Genomic DNA, 18843 nt, shown 5'->3' with positions numbered 1-18843 from the left:
GGCAGGAGTTCCCATGAGCACCACCACCGTCGAGACCTCCGCCGACGTGACCGGGCAGCGGCCCGCGGCCGGCCCCGGCAAGGGCCGGGACCGCGGAAGGCGCGGCGTCCTCACCTCGCTCGCCTCGCACGGCGTGCTGACCGCCGCCTGCCTGATCGCGCTCTTCCCGATCGCCTGGCTGGTCTACCTCTCCCTGGGCCCGGACAAGGACGACTACCTCCACCCCGGGCGCATCTGGTCGAAGATGACCTTCGACAACTACTCGTTCGTCCTGCAGAACACGAACTTCTTCGACTGGCTGAAGAGTTCGCTGATCGTGTCGCTCGGCACCACGGTGGTCGGCGTGCTGATCGCCGCCACCACCGGTTACGCGGTGTCCCGCATGCGCTTCCCGGCCTACCGCAAGTTCATGTGGGTGCTGCTGGTGACCCAGATGTTCCCGGTCGCCGTGCTGATGGTGCCGATGTACCAGATCCTGTCGGACCTCCAGCTCATCGACACCTACCTCGGCCTGATCCTGGTCTACTGCTCGACCGCGGTGCCGTACTGCGCCTGGCTGCTCAAGGGCTACTTCGACACCATCCCGTTCGAGATCGACGAGGCCGGCCGCGTCGACGGACTGAGCCCCTTCGGCACCTTCGCGCGGCTGATCCTGCCGCTCGCCAAGCCGGGCCTCGCGGTCGCCGCCTTCTACAGCTTCATCACGGCCTTCGGCGAGGTCGCCTTCGCCACCACGTTCCTGCTGGACGACGAGAAGTACACCCTCGCCGTCGGACTCCAGAGCTTCGTCAGCGAGCACGACGCCCAGCGCAACCTGATGGCCGCCACCGCCGTGCTGATCGCGATACCGGTCTCCGCGTTCTTCTACCTGGTGCAGAAGAACCTGGTGGCCGGCCTGACCGCGGGCGGCACGAAGGGATGACGCTCCGCCGGGAGGGCGGTCCCGCGACCGTCGCCGACCGGTGGCCGGCCCGCCGTGGCCGGCCGCTCCCACGCGGCGCGAGCCGCGGACGGACACCGCCCGGCGCCCCCTCCCGGAGCGCCGTCCCCCGAAGACCCGAGGCGGCCGCGGTCACCATCCGACCCCGCTGTGACCGCGGCCGCCTCGTCACCCGCCGCCGTACACCGTCCGAACCCGATGACTCCTCCCCCCTCCGACTACGCTCGGGCGGGGGGACCCCCACCGCATCAAGGAAGCCATGAGTCAGCAGCACTCCGCCGCCCCGGCCCCGACCACCCGGCCCGCCCCGGCCGTCGCCACCGTCGCGCAGCGCGGCGACTGGTGGCGGGACGCGGTCATCTACCAGGTGTACCCGCGCAGTTTCGCCGACAGCAACGGCGACGGCATGGGTGACCTGGAGGGCGTACGCTCCCGCCTCCCCTACCTGCGCGACCTCGGCGTGGACGCCGTGTGGCTCAGCCCCTTCTACGCCTCGCCGCAGGCCGACGCCGGCTACGACGTCGCCGACTACCGGGCCGTCGACCCCATGTTCGGCACCCTCCTGGACGCCGACGCCCTGATCCGCGACGCCCACCGGCTGGGCCTGCGGATCATCGTCGACCTGGTCCCCAACCACTCCTCCGACCAGCACGAGTGGTTCAAGCGGGCGCTCGCCGAGGGCCCCGGCTCCCCGCTCCGCGACCGCTACCACTTCCGCCCCGGCAAGGGCGCGGCCGGCGAACTGCCGCCCAACGACTGGGAGTCCATCTTCGGCGGCCCGGCCTGGACCCGGATCACCGAGCCCGACGGCACACCCGGCGAGTGGTACCTGCACCTCTTCGCGCCCGAGCAGCCCGACTTCAACTGGGACCACCCGGCCGTCGGCGACGAGTTCCGCTCCATCCTGCGGTTCTGGCTCGACATCGGCGTCGACGGCTTCCGCATCGACGTGGCACACGGCCTGGTGAAGGCGGAGGGCCTGCCCGACCTGGGATCCCACGACCAGCTGAAGCTCCTGGGCAACGATGTCATGCCGTTCTTCGACCAGGACGGCGTGCACGAGGTCTACCGGCAGTGGCGCCTGGTCCTCGACGAGTACGCGGGAATCGAAACAGGGCCCGAAGGGCCTTCCTCGGAAGGGCGGGGGCGGGAGACGGGTGGGCGAATTTTCGTGGCCGAGGCGTGGACGCCGACCGTCGAGCGAACCGCCAACTACGTCCGCCCCGACGAGCTGCACCAGGCGTTCAACTTCCAGTACCTGGCGACGGAGTGGGACGCCGAGGAGCTGCGCCAGGTCGTCGACCGCACCCTGGAGGCCATGCGCCCGGTCGGCGCCCCCGCCACCTGGGTCCTGTCCAACCACGACGTCACCCGGCACGCCACCCGCTTCGCCAACCCGCCCGGTCTCGGCACCCAGATCCGCACGGCGGGCGACCGCGCGCTGGGCCTGCGCCGCGCCCGCGCGGCCAGCCTGCTGATGCTGGCGCTGCCCGGCTCGGCCTACGTCTACCAGGGCGAGGAACTGGGCCTGCCGGACGTCGTCGACCTGCCCGACGAGGTGCGCCAGGACCCGGCGTACTTCCGCGGCGCCGGCCAGGACGGCTTCCGCGACGGCTGCCGGGTGCCGATCCCGTGGACCCGCGAGGGTTCGTCGTACGGCTTCGGCGGCGGCGGCAGCTGGCTGCCGCAGCCCGAGGGCTGGGGGGAGCTGAGCGTCGAGGCGCAGCAGGGCGTGCCCGGTTCCACGCTGGAGCTGTACCGCGCGGCGCTGGAGCTGCGCCGGTCCCTGCCGGACCTCGGCGCGGGCGACTCGGTGGAGTGGCTGCGCGCCCCGGAGGGCGTCCTGGCCTTCCGGCGCGGCGAATTCGTGTGCGTCGCCAACACCACCGGCGAGTCGGTGACGGTCCCGGCGTACGGCCGTGTCCTGCTCGCCAGCGGCGAGCCGACCGAGGCGGACGGCGAGACGAAGGTGCCCGCGGACACGACGGTGTGGTTCAGCACGGTCTGAGGCTCCCCGAGGCCGCTTCGCGCAGCAACCTGCGGTCGACCTGCAGGGCCAGGGCCCGCCGCTCAGTTGTTCGGGGCGGCGGGCCCTGCTGTTTTGGGTAATACGTCCGGAAAGCCGCGGGCTGAAACCCGGTTCGGTCCCGGGCCGTCGAGATGCTGTCGTGCATGGTGTGGACGGCCCGGCAGCGGTTGTGGGCTGTCTTACCAGCCGGTACCGATCTGCTGGCGGGTGCCGAAGGCGGTGGCACCACGGGGGTAGAGCCACAGGATGCCGGTGGCGTCGTCGCGGACGATGACGTCGGGGTAGGCGTCGCTGTTGAGGTCGGCGATGCCGGCGAAGGTGTAGGGGTTCCAGCCGGTTCCGATCTGGCTGCGGGCGCCGAAACCGTTACTGCCGTTGCCGGGGTAGAGCCACAGGATGCCGGTGGTGTCGTCGCGGACGATGACGTCGGGGTTGCTGTCGCTGTTGAGGTCGGCGATGCCGGCGAAGGTGTAGGGGTTCCAGCCGGTTCCAATCTGTACTGACGTTGCCAGGCTCGCGCCAGTGCCGGTGCCGGGGAACAGGTTGAGGGTGCCGTCGGGGTGGCGGCCGATCAGGTCGGTTCTACCGTCGCGGTTGAAGTCGGCTGCGCCGGCGAACGCATAACCGTTCCAGCCGCTGGGGAAGTTGGTGACCGGGGTCAGCAGGTCGTGTCCGATGTCGCCGGGGAACAGGCGCAGGGTGCCACCTGGAGCCATGGCGACGGTGTCGGCGTTGCCGTCACGGTTGAAGTCGCCGATTCCGGCGAAGGTGTAGGTGGACAGGCCGGAGCCGATGTACAGGGCGGCGCTGGACCAGCCGCCTTTGCCGTTGCCGGGATAGACCCACAGACTGCCGGTGGCGTCCGCGGCGACTAGGTCGACGTTGCCGTCGCCGGTGGCGTCGGCGACGTCGGCGAAGCTGTACGGGGCTTTGGGAAGGGTGATGTTGGCCATGGTGCCGACCTGGACGGCGGTGAGTGCGGCTCCGTTCCAGATCTGCACGTCGGCGAGGTTGCCGCGGAAGTAGGCGCTGCGCACATCGTTGATCAGGTCGTTGCCGAGGGTGAATTTTCCGGTGAAGCCGGACACTGCGGTGTGGGAGCCGCGGGCGACGGGCCGATCGTCCACGTACAGCGTCATGGCCTTGCTGGTCGGGTCGTAGGTGATGGCCAAGTGGGTCCACTGGCCGATGATGGCGCTGCCGCCGGCGATGCAGTCGTAGCCGCGGGTGGTGTCCGAGGTGGCCAGGCAGAACGACCACTGCTTGTCGGACTGGGAGTAGAGCAGGAAGCCGGAGTTGTGGACGCCGTCCTGGGAGGCGATGACGCCGCCGGTCGCGGCGGGTTTGACCCAGGCTGACAGAGTGAATGCGCTGGACGTCGACAGTGCCGCGCTCGAGGTCATGGTGCTGGAGGTGGTGCCGTCCAGAGCGAGGTTGGAGGAGAAGAACACGTTGTCGTCGGTGTCCCAGGTGGCGCCGGCGCCGCCGGTGAGGTTCAGTCCGGCGGAGGTGTCGGCAGCGCGGGTCGCACCGCCCTCGGTGCCGTCACTGAGCGGCCAGGTGTGGCCGGGGGCGATGAGGGTCTGGGTAGTCTGCGCGGTCAGGGTGCCAGTGGCCGGGCTGAGGATCCGTGTGGTGCTGGCGCCGTTGGAGGAGACAGTGCGCAGGTCCGGGGTGCCGTCGGCGTTGAGGTCGGCGGCCTGCAGGACCGGCTGGGTTGCGGAGGTGTAGCCGCTGCTGGCGACTTGAAGCGGGGTGACTGCCGTGCCGAAAGCCAGGTCCTGGAGCTGCTGCGGGGTGTAGTGGTACAGCGCGCCGGTGCTCGTGTTGCGGGCGAACAGCGCGGGCAGTCCGTCGGTGAGGCTGGAGGTGAGGGTCCAGCCGGTCCAGTCGCCGGTGCCGGTGGGGTTGGTGCCGGTCAGCCACACCGCGTTGTCGACGCCGACGAAGGCGCCCGGGAAGCTGACGCCGGGCTCGTCCCACAGTTGTCCGCCCACGATCACGAGCAGGTCGGGGTAGCCGGTGGCGGGTTCGCCGTTGAGGGTGTGAAAGAGGTTGCCGCCGCTGGTGATGCTGGTGGCTTTGCTGCCGGTGCCGTCGACGAAGGCGGTGGGATTGACATTCGCCTGGTCGCCGCTGTTGGGCAGGAGGATCGAGCCGTCGCCGCTGCCGTACAGCACTGCGCCCCGGCCGGTGGCCGGGTTGTAGTCCAGGATGTCGTTGAATCCGGCGCCGGATTGGAAGTGTCCGGTGATGGCCTGGGTGCCGTTCCAGTCCGTAGGGGTCCCTGCCGAGTTGGCCCCGGTGCCCTGTGCGCCGAGGTTGGTGGCGCTGGTGGTGAGCTGTCCGTCGGCGGTGCCGTGGGCCAGCCAGAGTCCTGCGGACAGGCCGCCCTGGGCGCCTACGGAGGTCAGGTCGGGGATGGTGTCGCCGGTCAGGTCTCCGTCGCCGGCGGTGGCTGCGGGGGCGGCGGTGAGAATGCAGTTCGCAGTGTCGCCGATGTTGCCGCCGGCCGAAACTGCAGTGACGGTCAGCACGTTCGTGCCTCGTGTGGGGGTGACGCTGATGGACGTGCCGGTGCCGGTGCTGGCCAGGGAAGTGGGGGTGGCGCCGTTGAGCTGGTAGAGGTAGCTGGCGGTGGTCCCGCCGGAGGCGTTGGGCGCGAGGGTGAAGCCGGCTGGGGTGCCGACTCGGTAGGTGACCGGACTGGCGTCATCGCTGCAGTCGGATCCAGAGGTGTCGGCGATGCCCGGTGCGCCCGGTCTGCTGGGATCGAACAGGAACTTGCAGGTGGCCGAGACGGCCGACGAGTAGGTGCCGTCCGAGGAGGTCACGTTCCACGACACTCCGAGGACCGAGCCGCCGGCCGCGGCCTCCAGCACCGATTTCTTCACCGTGTAGGCGGCGTTCTTGCCGGATGCGGCGGAGACGGTGGGCTTGGCGATCTGTGCGCCGCCGGACGTTTTGGTGATGTTGAAGGTGTTGGACAGGGTGCCGCCGTCGGGGTCGGAGACCTTCGCGTAGAACGTGACGTCACCGTCACCGGTTGTCTTGACCGCGCTGGTGCATGTGGTGGCAGGCGACGTGAGCAGCGTGGAGGGCTTGTTCGGCCGGTGGTCATAGGTGGTGGACATGGAGATGGCGGCGTGGTCGAACTTCTTCCACCCGTATTTGTCGTACTCGTCGCCGGCCTGCAGGCCCAGCGTGATGTTGCTCAGGTTCCCGTCGTTGGCGATGCTCTGCATGTGTGAGGTGACGTCGAAGCCGAGCGATTTGGCGGGGCATGAGGGGGAGTAGCCGTAGGCGACGGTCTTGGTGCCCCACTGGGTCTTCCAGCTGGGCTGGTTGCTCCAGGTGGTTGCGGAGTCGATCGAGTCGGTCTGCCACAGCTCCACCGCGGTTGCGGTGCACGAGGGGGCGTAGGTCTCGGTCGCGTAGTAGTGCGAGTCGATGATGGTGGCGCCGAAGATCCGGCTGTCCACGGCGAGCTTCGTGTACGTGCGCGACCGGTGGTAAGGCGTTTCCCAGCCCTGGTAGCCCACGTGCAGGCCGGTGGCGCTGCTGTCCTTCCAGTAGCTGGTGCCTGGATAGGCGGAGTTGACCCAGGTCCAGCTTGTCAGCGTGCCGCCGGCGGCGCTGTAGGTCGGATCGATGTAGACCGGGTACACCGTGGAGGGCGCAGACAGCAGGTCGGCGTCTGGGGTCAGTCGGATGTCGCCCGAAATGTAGGAGGCTGCGACCGGTGCGATGTGGGCGCCTGCGCCTGGCTCGTCGGTGGCCGAGACGGCTGCCTCGTTGGTACCGGTGACCGTTTGGGGGGTCTCGGCGACCGCAGTTCTGCTCGCGGACAGGGCACTCGGGCCGGCTTTTCCTGTGGTGGCGGAGTCCCACATCAGCGGGGCGGGGGCGGAAAAGACGGTTCGGTCCGCAGCGTCCGTGGCAGTGATGTTGCCCTCCGCGTCGGTGGCAAGCGCCACGTTCTTCGTCTCGGCAGGGAAGGCCAGCGTGTCCAGGGCCGGGCTGGCGGCCGCCTCGGCGTTCTTCACGACGAGGACCTCGGAGAAGCCACCCTGGCTGTCGGCAGTGACCTTCAGGTCCACCCCGTCCAGGACATCGGCGTAGGTAGCGCTGGATCCGTCCAGCACCGGGCTGGGGAGCGTGCCGATCGAGGTCGGCACCGCCAGGGACAGTGACCGGCCCCGGTCCTTCATCACCGCCAGTGGACCGTCCCCACCCCCCGAAAGGGTCAGCCCCGCGGTGGTCAGAGCCGGGGTGACGGTGCCGTCGGAGCGCCGGACCAGCGTGGGGTCCAGCTCCTTCCAGGAGCCAGATGCGTACTTGCGCACCGGCGCAACCGACTGAGTCAAGGTGAACGTTCCGTCCGGATTGGCCACCTCCGCAACCGTCGAGGTCGTCGCCGCATCCACCGCCACCGTCTTGCCGGTGGCCTGCGCCTGGGCCGAGGCCCGCGCCTCGTCCAGCGGCACCTGCGGCGACGAAGCGTCAGGCGGGGAATCTGCGCGGGCGGCCGTCGCCGCTCCGGAGAGGGACAGCGCACTGAGCGCGGCAGCCAGCGCTGTGCTCAGCATCCTGCTGCGCAGGGTGGGTCTCACCGTCGGGTACCCCCAGGTCTGTTCTGACGAGCACCGATCACGTCGATCGGCGCTCCAGTGGACAGGGTTTTCGCTTTCCGTGGCAGACCTGATTGATATGCGGATGAGCAGACATGTCCGAGTCGAGAGTGAAACTTTGTGAAGTCTTGGTGTCTGGTTGTGGAGAGTTGTCGGAATTGATCACTGTCCTGCGGCTCGCATGTTCTGCGATAGTCGCCCGCGCAGCTACGACTTGATCAAGCCGTGGCGCTGTCGTGCCTGCTTACGGGGCAAGTTGGGGGGATCGATCATGGCCAGGACAGCATGGCTGAGACAAAGCGTGCGGCGTATCGGCGGTCGGCACCGGGCCGTCGGCGTCATGGTGGCGCTGGCCCTGGCCGTACCCACCACGGTCCCCGCTGCCGCGCAGGCCAAGGACCTCGCCGGCGCTCCGGCAGTGCAACAGGCCCGCCCGGTCAAGGGGATCACGACACCCGCACCGCGCAAGCTGACGGTCAAGGATCAGACCAAGCGGGCCTTCCACCCCGCCGAGGCTCACTGGCCTGCCGCCGCGACCGGCACTGCGAAGCTGGCGCTCCCGCAAGGCAACGCGAAGCAAGGCGCCAAGGCACCGGCCGCAGGTACTCCGGTGTGGGCCCGCACGCTGGACCCGGCCAAGGGTTCCTACCAGGGGCCGAACAGCGTGTCGGTGCGCGTGCTGCCACGACGAGATGCCAGCGAACTCGGCGTGGCCGGCGTCGTCCTCGCGGTCCAGCCCGCAACCGGCGGCCAGGGCAAAGTCCAACTAGGCTTGGATTACAGCGCCTTCGCTCAGGCCTACGGCGGCAACTACGCCGATCGCCTGCACCTGGTCAAGCTCCCCGCCTGCGCACTGACCACCCCGCAGCAAGCGGCCTGTCGCACCCAGACCCCCCTCGCAACCGACCAGGACTTTGCGACCCGCGAACTGGCGACCACCCTGACTCTTCAGGGATCCCCGCCGCAGGCCTCCCCGTCCCGCACTTCAACGCCCGGACACGGCACGGCCACGCCCGTTTCGACCTCCACCACCACGGCGACCAATGCCACCGGCGGCGCCGGGACCATGGTGCTGGCGGCGACCGCCACCGCCTCGACGGCAGCTGGGGCGGCCGGCGGTTACGATGCGACCGCGCTGGCGCCGTCCGGCTCGTGGACGGGCGGCAGCTCGTCGGGTGCGTTCACCTACAGCTACCCCATCGCCCCGGCACCCTCCTCGGGTTCACTCAAGCCGTCGGTGGGACTGGCTTACGACTCGGGCTCGGTGGACGGGCAGACTTCCTCCACCCAGGCCCAGGCTTCCTGGGTGGGCGACGGCTGGGCCACGCCCGATTCCTACGTCGAGCAGAACTTCACCTCCTGCTCAGAGAACCCGGGCGGCAGCGCCTCGCCGGTGTCCAGCGGGGACCGCTGCTATGACGGGCCCATCCTGACCATGTCGCTGAACGGTTCGTCCACCTCTCTGGTGAAGGACGACACCAACGGGACGTGGAAGCTGGCCGACGACAATGGCGCGACCGTCAAGCACGTCACCAATTCGAACAACGGCTCAGGCACCTACAACACCGACTACTGGGTCGTCACCGAACGGGACGGCACCCAGTACTACTTCGGCCGTAACCAGTTGCCCGGCTGGACTTCCGGCAAGGCTACGACCAAGTCGGTGGACAGCGTCCCGGTGTACTCCGCGCACTCCGGCGACCCCTGCTACGACTCCTCCGGGTTCAGCGCCTCGGTGTGCACCATGGCGTACAAGTGGCACCTGGACTACGTCGTGGACGCGCACGCCGACGCCATGGCGTACTACTACGCCCAGAACATCAACTACTACGGCGAGGAGAACGGCGCCCACAACGTCGCCTATGTCCGTGACTCGTACCCGGCCCGGATCGACTACGGCTTCCGCGACGGCGGAGCCTACGGCACAGTTCCCGACCAGGTCGTCTTCACCACCGCATCCCGATGCACCCTCACCGCATGCGACCCCCTCTCGGCAAGCACCGCCGCCGGCCAGTACCCGGATGTGCCCTACGACCTGGTGTGCGCATCGGGGGCGACCTGCGCCGCGCACTCGCCGTCGTTCTTCTCCACCGTCCGCCTGTCCTCGATCAAGGTGCAGCAGTACAGCGTGGCGGCCGCCAAGTACCAGGCGATCGACACCTACACCCTGCACCAGAGCGAGCCGGCCACCGGGGACGGCACCTCGCCCACCCTGTGGCTGGCGTCGATCACCCATGAGGGGAACGACACCGCCGCAGGCGGCTCCACCTCCTCCATCACACTGCCGGACGTGAAATTCGCCGGCGTGGACCTGAAGAACCGGGTCGACACCTCCAACTTTCCCGGTTTGTACCGCTACCGCATCTCCGGTGTCACCAACGAGATGGGCGGGCTGACCTCCATCAGCTACGACCTGCCGGACGCCTGCACCGCCAGTTACGTGGCATCGGCGGACCCGAAAACCAATACGAAGTCCTGCTACCCGGTGTCCTGGACGCCCAAGGACTACCTCAACCCGATCACCGACTGGTTCGAGAAGTACGCCGTCACCCAGGTGCTGGAGACTGACAGCACCGGTGGCGCGGTGGCCAAGAAGACGAACTACATCTACAACGGCGGCGCCGCCTGGCATCACGACGACAACGAACTCGTCAAGGCCAAGTACCGTTCCTGGGGCCAGTTCCGCGGCTACGCCAGCGTGGAGACCCGCACCGGCGACGGCGCCAACGATCCTCAGACCAAGTCGGTCACCTCCTACTACCGCGGCATGGACGACGACTGGCTATCCTCATCCAGCCGCCGCTCGGTGAACGTGACCGACTCCCAGGGCGGGGTGCACCCCGACAGCGACCAGCTGGCGGGCAACGCACTGGAGACCACCACCTACACGGGTGTCGGCGGCAGTGTGGACCACTCCACCGTCACCTCGTACTGGCTCTCCACCGCCACGGCCAGCCGCGCCCGCCCAGGCCTTCCAGCCCTGACCGCCCGCGCCACCAACGTCGCCGAAACGTGGACCCGTCAGGCACTCACCGGCGGCAGCACCACGAACTGGCGCGTCACACAGACCGACAACACCTACGACGCCACGCCCACGGACGACAACTTCGGACTGCTGACCTACAGCTACACCCACACCGTGCCGGCCGACGCGAGATATGACCAGTGCACCGCGATCACCTACGCCAAGGCCAACAGCGCCGCCAACCTGGTCGGACTCGAAGCCTCCAAGGAGACCGACTCGGTCGCCTGTGCCGGCTTCACCCAGAACACCCCAGCCACCGTCCCGAAGACCCTCAACACCCTCACCGCGCCCACCAGCGTCTCCCGCCCCGACCAGGTGGTCTCCGCGACGAGGACGTACTACGACGACACCAGCTTCGCCACTGCCTTCCCGCAGACTGCCGCGCCCGTCAAGGGCGAGATCACCATGACCCGACACGCCTCGGGATACAGCGGCGGCGCCTTCACCTGGCAGACCCAGACCCGCGCCACTTACGACTCCTACGGCCGCCCCAAGGACGGCTACGACGCAGGAGGCAACAAGACCACCACCGGCTACACCGTGAACAGCGTCGGCCTGACCACCGGCACCACGATCACCAATGCCAAGAACCACACCACCAGCACCACCACGCACCCCACCCGCGGTCTCACCGTGGCCTCCACCGATGCCAACGGAATTACCGCGAACGTGCGTTACGACGCGCTCGGGCGCACCACCGAGGTGTGGCAGCACAACCGGCCCACCACCGCCCCTGCCGACATCAGATACACCTACACGGTCTCCCAGACCGGCCAGTCCGGGACCACGACCCAGACACTGAACGACTCCCTGGGCTACGTCACCTCCTACACCCTCATCGACTCCCTGGGCCGGGCACGGCAGAGCCAGGTGCCGACCCCGCAGGGCGGCCGGCTCATCACCGAGTCCTTCTACGACTCGCACGGCTGGGTGTGGAAGAAGAACAACGCCTACTGGGACGCCAACAGCCTCCCTGCCCTGACGTCCGCCTCGGTGCAGGACTCCCAGATCCCGAATCAGGACCGCTACACCTTCGACGGCCTGGGCCGCGTGGTCGTCGCCGACTCCCAGCAGTATTCGGTGCTCAAGCAGAAGACCACCACCGTCTACAGCGGAGATTCGACCACCGTCATCCCGCCGAACGGCGGCGCGGTGAGGACCACTCGCACCGACTCCCTGGGCCGCACCACTGAGGTGGATTCCTACAGCGCCAGGCCGACGCTGACCATCCCGCTCAACACCTTCACGGGCTTGTTCTCCGTCTCCGGCGGCACCTTCAACGCGATCACCTACGGATACGACGGGCACGGCAAGCAGAACACCGTCACCACCAAGGGCAGCACCTGGACCACCGTCTACGACCTGCTCGGCCGCGCGACGTCCAAGACCGACCCGGACGCCGGCACGACCAGCATGATCTACGACGCGGCCGGCAACCTCACCCAGACCACCGACGCCCGCGGCAAGAGCGTCTCCTCCACGTACGACGTCCTCAACCGCAAGACCGGCCAGTACGCCTCGACAGTCGCCGCACAGGCGCCCGGCGCGAGCGGCAACCAGATGGCCGCCTGGACCTACGACAACGACAACGCCGTCTCCGGCGTCACCAATGCGGTCGGCCGGACAACCACCGCCACCTCCTACAACGCTGGAAACGCCTACACCACCCAGCAGCTGGCCTTCAACGCCTTCGGTGAATCACTCGGCCAGTCCATCACCATCCCCGCCGTGCACGGCGCCCTGGGCGGCAAGACCTATACGTTCCGCCACACCTACAGCGCCGACACCGGCCTGCTGTACACCGACAACTACCCCCTCGGCGGCGGCCTGCCCAACGAGATCGTCACCCACGGCTACTCCACCGCCCTGGACCTGCCCAACGGAATGGGCACCCCCTCATACGGCTACGCCCAGAACACCACCTACAGCGCCTACGGCCAGATACTGCAGGAAACCCTGGGCATGGGCACAAACCTCGCCTACCTGACCAACACCTACGACCCCCACACAGGAGCACTCACCGACCAACTGGTGACCCGCTCCGCCACACCGGCAAAGGTCGACGAGCAGAACTACACCCACGACCCCGCAGGCAACGTCACCAAGCAGGTCACCACCCGCCTGGGGGCCACCGCAGCCCCCGAGACCCAGTGCTACCAGTACGACGAACTCGTCCGGCTCACCCAGGCGTGGACCGCCACCGACGACTGCAACGCCGCCCCCACCGCAAGCGCCCACGCCCAGGTCGGCGACCCCCTCGCCAGCGGCACCGCCTACTGGACCAGCTGGGACTTCGACGCCCTCGGACAGCGCCAGCACCAGGTGGAGCACTCCACTACCGACGGCAGCGACACCACCACCAGCTACGCCTACGACTACCACGGCAACGACACCGTCCAGCCCCACGCTCTGGCCTCCACGCAGACCAGCGGCGCAAGCACCGCGACCACCAACTACACCTATGACAAGACCGGCAACACCACCGGCCGCACCACCATCGCCTCCGGCAACCAGACCCTGAACTGGAACGACGCCGGACAGCTCACCCAGGTCAGCGGCGGCAAGACCGGCTCCACCAGCTACATCTACGACGCCGACGGCAACGTCCTGGTCCAGACCGACCCCACCAGCACGACCCTCTACCTGCCCGGCCAACAGCTCACCCTCACCGGCACCACCACCACCGGCGTCCGCTCCCTGCCCCTGCCCGGCGGCGGCACCGTCGTACGCACCGGCACCGGCACCAACTACAAATTCACCATCAGCGATCCCCACGGCACCAGCGGCCTCTACCTCGACTCCACCGCCCAGACCCCCACCTGGCGCCAGTTCACCCCCTACGGCGGCCCCCGCGGTTCCACGGCCAGCTGGATCGACAACCGAGGCTTCCTCAACGCCCCCGACAACACCAACACCGGCCTCACCCAACTCGGCGCCCGCCAGTACGACCCCACCCTCGGCCGCTTCATCAGCCTCGACCCGATATTCCAGGCCACGGACGACCAACAGATCGCCGGCTACGTCTACACCGCCGACAACCCCATCAGCCACAGCGACCCCTCGGGTCTGTGCTTCGCTGACGTATGCGGTGTGGGGACGCCCAAGGGTGACGGCTCCGGCGAAATCATCAGGGACGCCCCGATCGACCCGGCAAACCCGGGCCGTGGCAGTTGCCACCATGGCGCGTGCCACAGCGGCGTTGACAGTAATAAGAGCAGCACCGTTGCCGCCAAAAGCGGAACCGCGAACAGCGGAAACGCAAGCCACACCCACTGGAGCAGCACGCATCACCACGCAAGCGGGCTCGGCGGAGCTTTCTCCGGACTCAGCGACCAATTCACAGAATTGGGCGTAGGCCTCGTCACCCAAACCCTCGGCAACCTCGAGACGGTCGGGGACTGCGTACTTGGAAAAGGATGGCGAAGCTGCGCCGCGCTCACCGTACCGGGCGTGATCGCCACACAAGGCATTCCTGCCGTCCAGGGGGCGTGGGACACCGGCGTCAGCATCTACACCGAGTACAAACGAGGCGACGGCGCCCACGCCACCGGCCGCGTCGGTGCGTTCGTACTGATTGAACTCCTCACTCGTGGGCGGGGAACCGCTGCCCAGGCAGAGGAAGCGGGCATCGTTGCTCGCGGATGTAAAAGCTTCACGCCAGCCACGCCCGTGCTACTGGCCGACGGCAAAGCGAAGCCCATCGGGAAAATCAAACCTGGCGACAGGGTTAAAACGGCAGACCCCAAGACGGGTAAGCGCAAGGGACTGCGGGCCGTCTCCGCAGTGTGGATCAACCACGATTACGACCTCGTCGACCTCCGCATCCGCCAAGCAGACGGCACGCTGAGCGTTCTCCACACCACTGCCAAGCACAAGATCTGGGACGACACCCTCCACAAGTGGGTACCCACCGGGAAACTCGTTGCTGGCCACGCGCTCAACACTGCCACGGACCGACACGTCACCGTCGTCTCCGTGACTGCTCGCCCTGGCGACCAGTACATGTACAACCTGACAGTCGAGGAACTGCATACGTACTATGTGCTGGCAGGCGCCACGCCGGTCCTCGTTCACAATTGCGGCGGTGCTTTGCTTGATCGAGCCCGCGAGCTTTATGCAACGCGGGCCGACGAGGCATCGACAGTTGCGGTTGCCCGAGTTCGGAACGTGAATACGGGTCGATCTGAAACGTGGGTTGCAACTGAACGCACGGGTCTGCCCGATGAATGGAGGGGCGGCAATGCGCCGCTGCGCGGCGAGCGCTACATCCCCGGGCAAGGCCATGCCGAGGCTACGATCATGAATCGCTTGGGGAGCGACTGGGAGATCGCAGGGATGGCTTCGTCGACTAGGATGTGCCCTGCATGCTTCGCGCAAGCGACAGGTCCAGGCGTGGGCCTCACACCAAGCCCGATCGGCAAGGGCAACGGAGTGTCGAGTACTGGAAACACGCCATGGCGAGTGGTTCTAGGGGGTGGCGGCTGATGGACTTGTGGAGCCTGACCGGAGGGCTGTCTCTCGCCAGGATGCGACCCATCCTTGAGGTTGCGGGGGCTTCGCACCTGGCAGAGATCGATGACATCGTCGCTGGGTGCAGCGGTCCAGCAGTCCCTGGAGGTGCAGAGAAGATCGCCTCGCTGAGGAGCTGGCGAAGCGAGATCGGCGCCCTGGAGGACTCGTCTGACCCGTCATATTTTCAATCGACAGCTGCTGGCGTAGCGATTCTGGTGGCGTCGCAAGAGCTGCCTTCAGACGATCGCGAATGGAGAATCAGATCCAGCGTGGGGAACTTCTGGGATTCCTGCGATGATCTGTTGCAGGCTGGCGGCGGATACTCAAGGGCTGAGTTTCAGGGAATCAAGACGACTCTGCGGGGAGTTGAGGACATATGGCGCGAGGGTGATTTCCGCTTGTTGTCCGAAGAGGGGGCCGATGTCGCGGAATTGTACGCGGAACGCCTCTCTAAGATACGCTCCAGTTACCCGAAGCGTCGACAGATTGCGCGAGTCGTAGCGGAGTGTGCCGAGTGGAATACTCCGACAATCTCCCCGTGATTCCTGGCGGGGTTATCGGAATCTGATAGCAGTGCGACGGAGCCCTCATCGACAGTGATGTCGATGAGGGCTCCGTGTTGTTTGACGGCAACGCTGGCGGCAACGTCAGCGGACGGCGGCCGCAGTGGGTGGATCGTCAGGGTCGTCGTCCTGACCGCCGAGGGCGTGGCCCAAGGCGTCGATGGCGTCACGCTGGAGGCGGAGTCGGACGTGGGCGTAGACGCCGGCGGTGACGCCGATGTGGGCGTGGCCGAGGAGTTCCTTGATGACGACGAGGTCGACGCCCTGTTCCAGGAGCAGGGTGGCGGTCGAGTGGCGGAGGTCGTGGAAGCGGATTCGGCGGAGTCCGGCCCGGTCGAGGAAGCTGCGGAAGCGGCGGGTGATGTTGGCGGGGTCGAGAGGCCGGCCGGTAGGGGTGGTGAAGACGAGGCCGCTGTCCTGCCAGGCTGACCCTGCGGTCCCACGCTCCGTGCCCTGTTGCTGTTTGTGCACCTTGAGGGAGTGGATACATTCGGTGGGGAGGGCGATGCGGCGTTCGGATGCCCGGGTCTTGGTGGGCAGGTGGGTGAGGCCGCTGGTGCGGGTGCGCTGGAGTGAGCGGCGGATCGTGGCCGTTCCGGCGTTGAGGTCGAGGTCTTCCCAGTGGAGGCCGAGGAGTTCGCCTTTGCGGAGTCCGGTGCGGAGGGCGAGTTCGTAGAGGGCGTGGAGCCGGTCGGTGCTGGCCGCGTTGAGGAACTGGCGGGCCTCGGCTGCGGTGAGCGGCTGGAAGCGCCTGGGCTGGTGCGGGGTGGTCTTGACGTTGCGGGCGATGTTTCGGGGCAGTTCGTCTTCGCGGACGGCGTGTTCCAGTGCCGACTTGAGGACCGAGTGCACGTAGGTCACGGTCAAAGGGGACAGCTGCTTCTGGCAGCACTCGCCGATAGCGCAGCACCTCTTCCGTTCGGTGTCCAGGCCCTGGGTGCAGCACTGGCAGGTGGTGCGGAGCCGGTCGAGGAAGGTGCGTACGTCCTTGGCGGTGAGGCGGGCGACCTTCCTGGTGCCGAGGCCGGGGATGATGTGGAGGCGGACGCAGGCGGCGTAGCGGGTGTGGGTGTTCTCGCGGAGCCGGTGGACGGCGACGCTGTCGAGCCAGTAGGTGAGGTAGTCGCCGATGGTGCTGTCGGCGGTGGCGACGGGCAGGCCGCGGTTGCTGTCGGCGACTTCTCGGTGAGTTTGTCGGCGGCGTTCTTGCGGGTGGTGCCGTAGACGCGGACGCGTTTGCGGGTGCCGTTGGCGGCGAGGACGTAGCCGGCGGCTTCCCAGCGGCCGTCCTTGCGCAGGTAGATGGTGCCTTCGCCGTTGGCGCGGGCCTTGTTGCGCTTGGGGGCGGTCATCAGGCGGCCTCTTCCAGGTGGCGCTGGACGAAGTCGTCCAGCGCGTGGGCAGGGATGCGGCGGGCGCGGCCGATGGTCAGCGAGGCCAGGCGGCGGGTGCGCAGCAGGTCGTACAGGGCGGAGCGGCCGATCTTGAGACGGGCCATCGCCTCGGGGACGGTGAGGAGTTCGTCATCACGCACTGGTTGTCACCGCCCGTTCGTGCGTCGGGCCGCCGCCGATGAGGGCGGCGAGGCGTTCGAGGTCGGGGGTGAGGCCGGTGCCGTCGTAGGCCCAGTGGGCGAGGACGAGGGTGGTCGGGGAGGCCGGAGGGGTGTGGCGGCGGTGCCAGGCGGCTCGGGCGGCCCGGAGGGCGCTGAGGGTGGTGGAGTAGGCGCGGGTCTTGGTGGAGAAGTAGCCGCGGAAGCCGAGCATGTGGGCCCACTTGCGTAGGTTCAGGTGCTTGAGATCGTCGCGGGCGCCGAGGTCCCAGGCGGTGCGAATCATCCGGGCGGCGTGCTCAGGCACGGACTCAAACCAGAGATCGGTGATCCTCTTCAGCCGGTGGTCGAGGGTGCCGGTCGCGGCTTCGGTGCCCTTGGAGGCGTACTTGGCGACGTATCCGGCGACCTTGCCCTCGGTGATCGTGGTCCCGCCCTGGAAGGCCGTGGACCGGATGATCCTGGTGTCGATCTGCTGGCCGAAGGCGAAGGAGCGAGCGCGGCCGTTGACATCGGGCCCGTCGATGTGGGCGCGGGTGGCCGCGATCCGGATGGCGTCGGCGAGGAGTTCGGGTGTGGCCCAGGCGGGCGGCGGGGTGTAGGGGCCTGCGGGGCCGTCGAGGCGGATGACGGCATGGAAGTGGATCATTCCGCGCTGCTGGTACTCGGCGACCTTGGCGTACGAGACCCGGACGACCTTGGAGAGAAGGCACTGCGGGACACCGGCTGCGGCGGCGATGGTGCGGCGCAGTCGTACATAACTGCGGCAAGAATCAAGGGGTTTACGAGTTCCCGGACCAGTGGAATCCCGGGAAGACGTATGTCGGCAAGACGAATAACTTCAACAACCGCCTGCAAGATCACATCGACAGTGGGCGCTTGGGGAGCCGTGAAGATGCGACATGTACGCACGTTTGCGGTACGCATGATGACCTTTTCGTTGCCGAACACCTCCGGATGGAAGAACTGCGCGGTCAAAGGGTCGAATTGTCGAATGACATCGCATCACCAGGAAAGAGGATCTTGGAGCAAAGGCAGGATGCTAAAAAATTCGAACAACTTGGACTCTGGTAGGAGTGGCCTGCAGTGACTGATTTCTGGAAGGTCATCGGATCAAGCCCCATGCGGGATGCCAGCGAGATCGAATCCGCCTTGGAAGAGATCTCCAGGAAGCTCAGCGCCATGACTCCCACCGTCCTGACTCGATTTGTTGAGCTTCTTCGAGAATCGCTCTATCGGATTGATAGAAGGAATCTCGCGGAAGTGCCGGTGGTGCTTGCCCCTGGTTTGAAACTTCCGCAGACAAGTGATCATTTCCTGTACGCTCGTTGCGCCTGCATTTTGGCGGGTGAGGAAGCCTACAATGATGTCCTGAGTTCTGGTGTCGGGTTTGATCGTTTTGTAGCGCCGTTTGCCCAGGAAGCTGAGGGGCTGCTCTACCTCGCCTCCGAGCAATACGAAAGGAAGACCGGTTCCAAGATGAACGTCGAGAGTGATTTCTCAATTGAGTCAATGTCGAACGTTCAGGGGTGGGCCGACTGATCTCTGTCAGATTTGATTTTTGAGGCCCTGAAGACCCGCGCCTGGAATT

The 18843-nt window shown here is 67.4% G+C and carries 8 protein-coding genes and 1 pseudogene; 5 read left to right on the top strand and 4 right to left on the bottom strand.

Going from position 1 to position 18843, the window contains the following annotated elements; genetic code table 11:
* Positions 1-13: 13 nt before the first annotated feature.
* Both ACFYO5_RS02310 and ACFYO5_RS02305 read left to right on the top strand, forming a co-directional pair.
* Positions 14-922 carry a sugar ABC transporter permease gene (locus ACFYO5_RS02310; RefSeq protein WP_388703211.1) on the top strand — a complete coding sequence of 303 codons (909 nt, stop codon included), beginning with the start codon at positions 14-16 and terminating at the stop codon, positions 920-922.
* Between the two features lie 277 nt (positions 923-1199).
* Positions 1200-2948 carry a glycoside hydrolase family 13 protein gene (locus tag ACFYO5_RS02305; RefSeq protein ID WP_388703209.1) on the top strand — a complete coding sequence of 583 codons (1749 nt, stop codon included), beginning with the start codon at positions 1200-1202 and terminating at the stop codon, positions 2946-2948.
* A gap of 200 nt (positions 2949-3148) precedes the next feature.
* Here ACFYO5_RS02305 and ACFYO5_RS02300 read toward each other — a convergent pair whose 3' ends face one another.
* A complete protein-coding gene (locus ACFYO5_RS02300) occupies positions 3149-7558 on the bottom strand; it encodes a LamG-like jellyroll fold domain-containing protein (protein WP_388703206.1) in 4410 nt (1469 codons plus the stop codon).
* Positions 7559-7871: 313 nt separating this feature from the next.
* Here ACFYO5_RS02300 and ACFYO5_RS02295 point away from each other — a divergent pair, with 313 nt between their 5' ends.
* A complete protein-coding gene (locus ACFYO5_RS02295) occupies positions 7872-15110 on the top strand; it encodes an RHS repeat-associated core domain-containing protein (protein ID WP_388703203.1) in 7239 nt (2412 codons plus the stop codon).
* Positions 15110-15679 carry a hypothetical protein gene (locus ACFYO5_RS02290; RefSeq protein ID WP_388703200.1) on the top strand — a complete coding sequence of 190 codons (570 nt, stop codon included), beginning with the start codon at positions 15110-15112 and terminating at the stop codon, positions 15677-15679. Before ACFYO5_RS02295 ends, ACFYO5_RS02290 begins: the two co-directional genes overlap by 1 nt.
* 105 nt (positions 15680-15784) lie before the next feature.
* On the opposite strand, the pseudogene ACFYO5_RS02285 reads toward ACFYO5_RS02290, so the two are convergent.
* From ACFYO5_RS02285 to ACFYO5_RS02275, 3 genes and pseudogenes are all read right to left on the bottom strand, one after another.
* Positions 15785-17052 (bottom strand): annotated as a pseudogene (locus tag ACFYO5_RS02285) (tyrosine-type recombinase/integrase).
* Positions 17052-17234: a helix-turn-helix domain-containing protein gene (locus tag ACFYO5_RS02280; RefSeq protein ID WP_388703197.1), complete on the bottom strand. Its 183-nt coding sequence runs from the start codon at positions 17232-17234 to the stop codon at positions 17052-17054. Before ACFYO5_RS02280 ends, ACFYO5_RS02285 begins: the two are co-directional and overlap by 1 nt.
* On the bottom strand, positions 17227-18003 hold the full coding sequence (locus ACFYO5_RS02275; protein WP_388704699.1) for a replication initiator: 777 nt from the start codon (positions 18001-18003) through the stop codon (positions 17227-17229). The genes ACFYO5_RS02280 and ACFYO5_RS02275 overlap by 8 nt, the downstream gene beginning before the upstream one ends.
* Before the next feature lie 335 nt (positions 18004-18338).
* Here ACFYO5_RS02275 and ACFYO5_RS02270 point away from each other — a divergent pair, with 335 nt between their 5' ends.
* Entirely contained in the window at positions 18339-18794 is a 456-nt protein-coding gene (locus ACFYO5_RS02270) for a DUF4240 domain-containing protein (RefSeq protein WP_388703195.1), read from the top strand.
* The last annotated feature ends 49 nt before the right edge of the window (positions 18795-18843 follow it).

The organism is Streptomyces sp. NPDC006259, from assembly GCF_042870975.1.
Lineage (GTDB): Bacteria > Actinomycetota > Actinomycetes > Streptomycetales > Streptomycetaceae > Streptomyces.
This window is presented reverse-complemented; position numbering and strand designations above follow the sequence as displayed.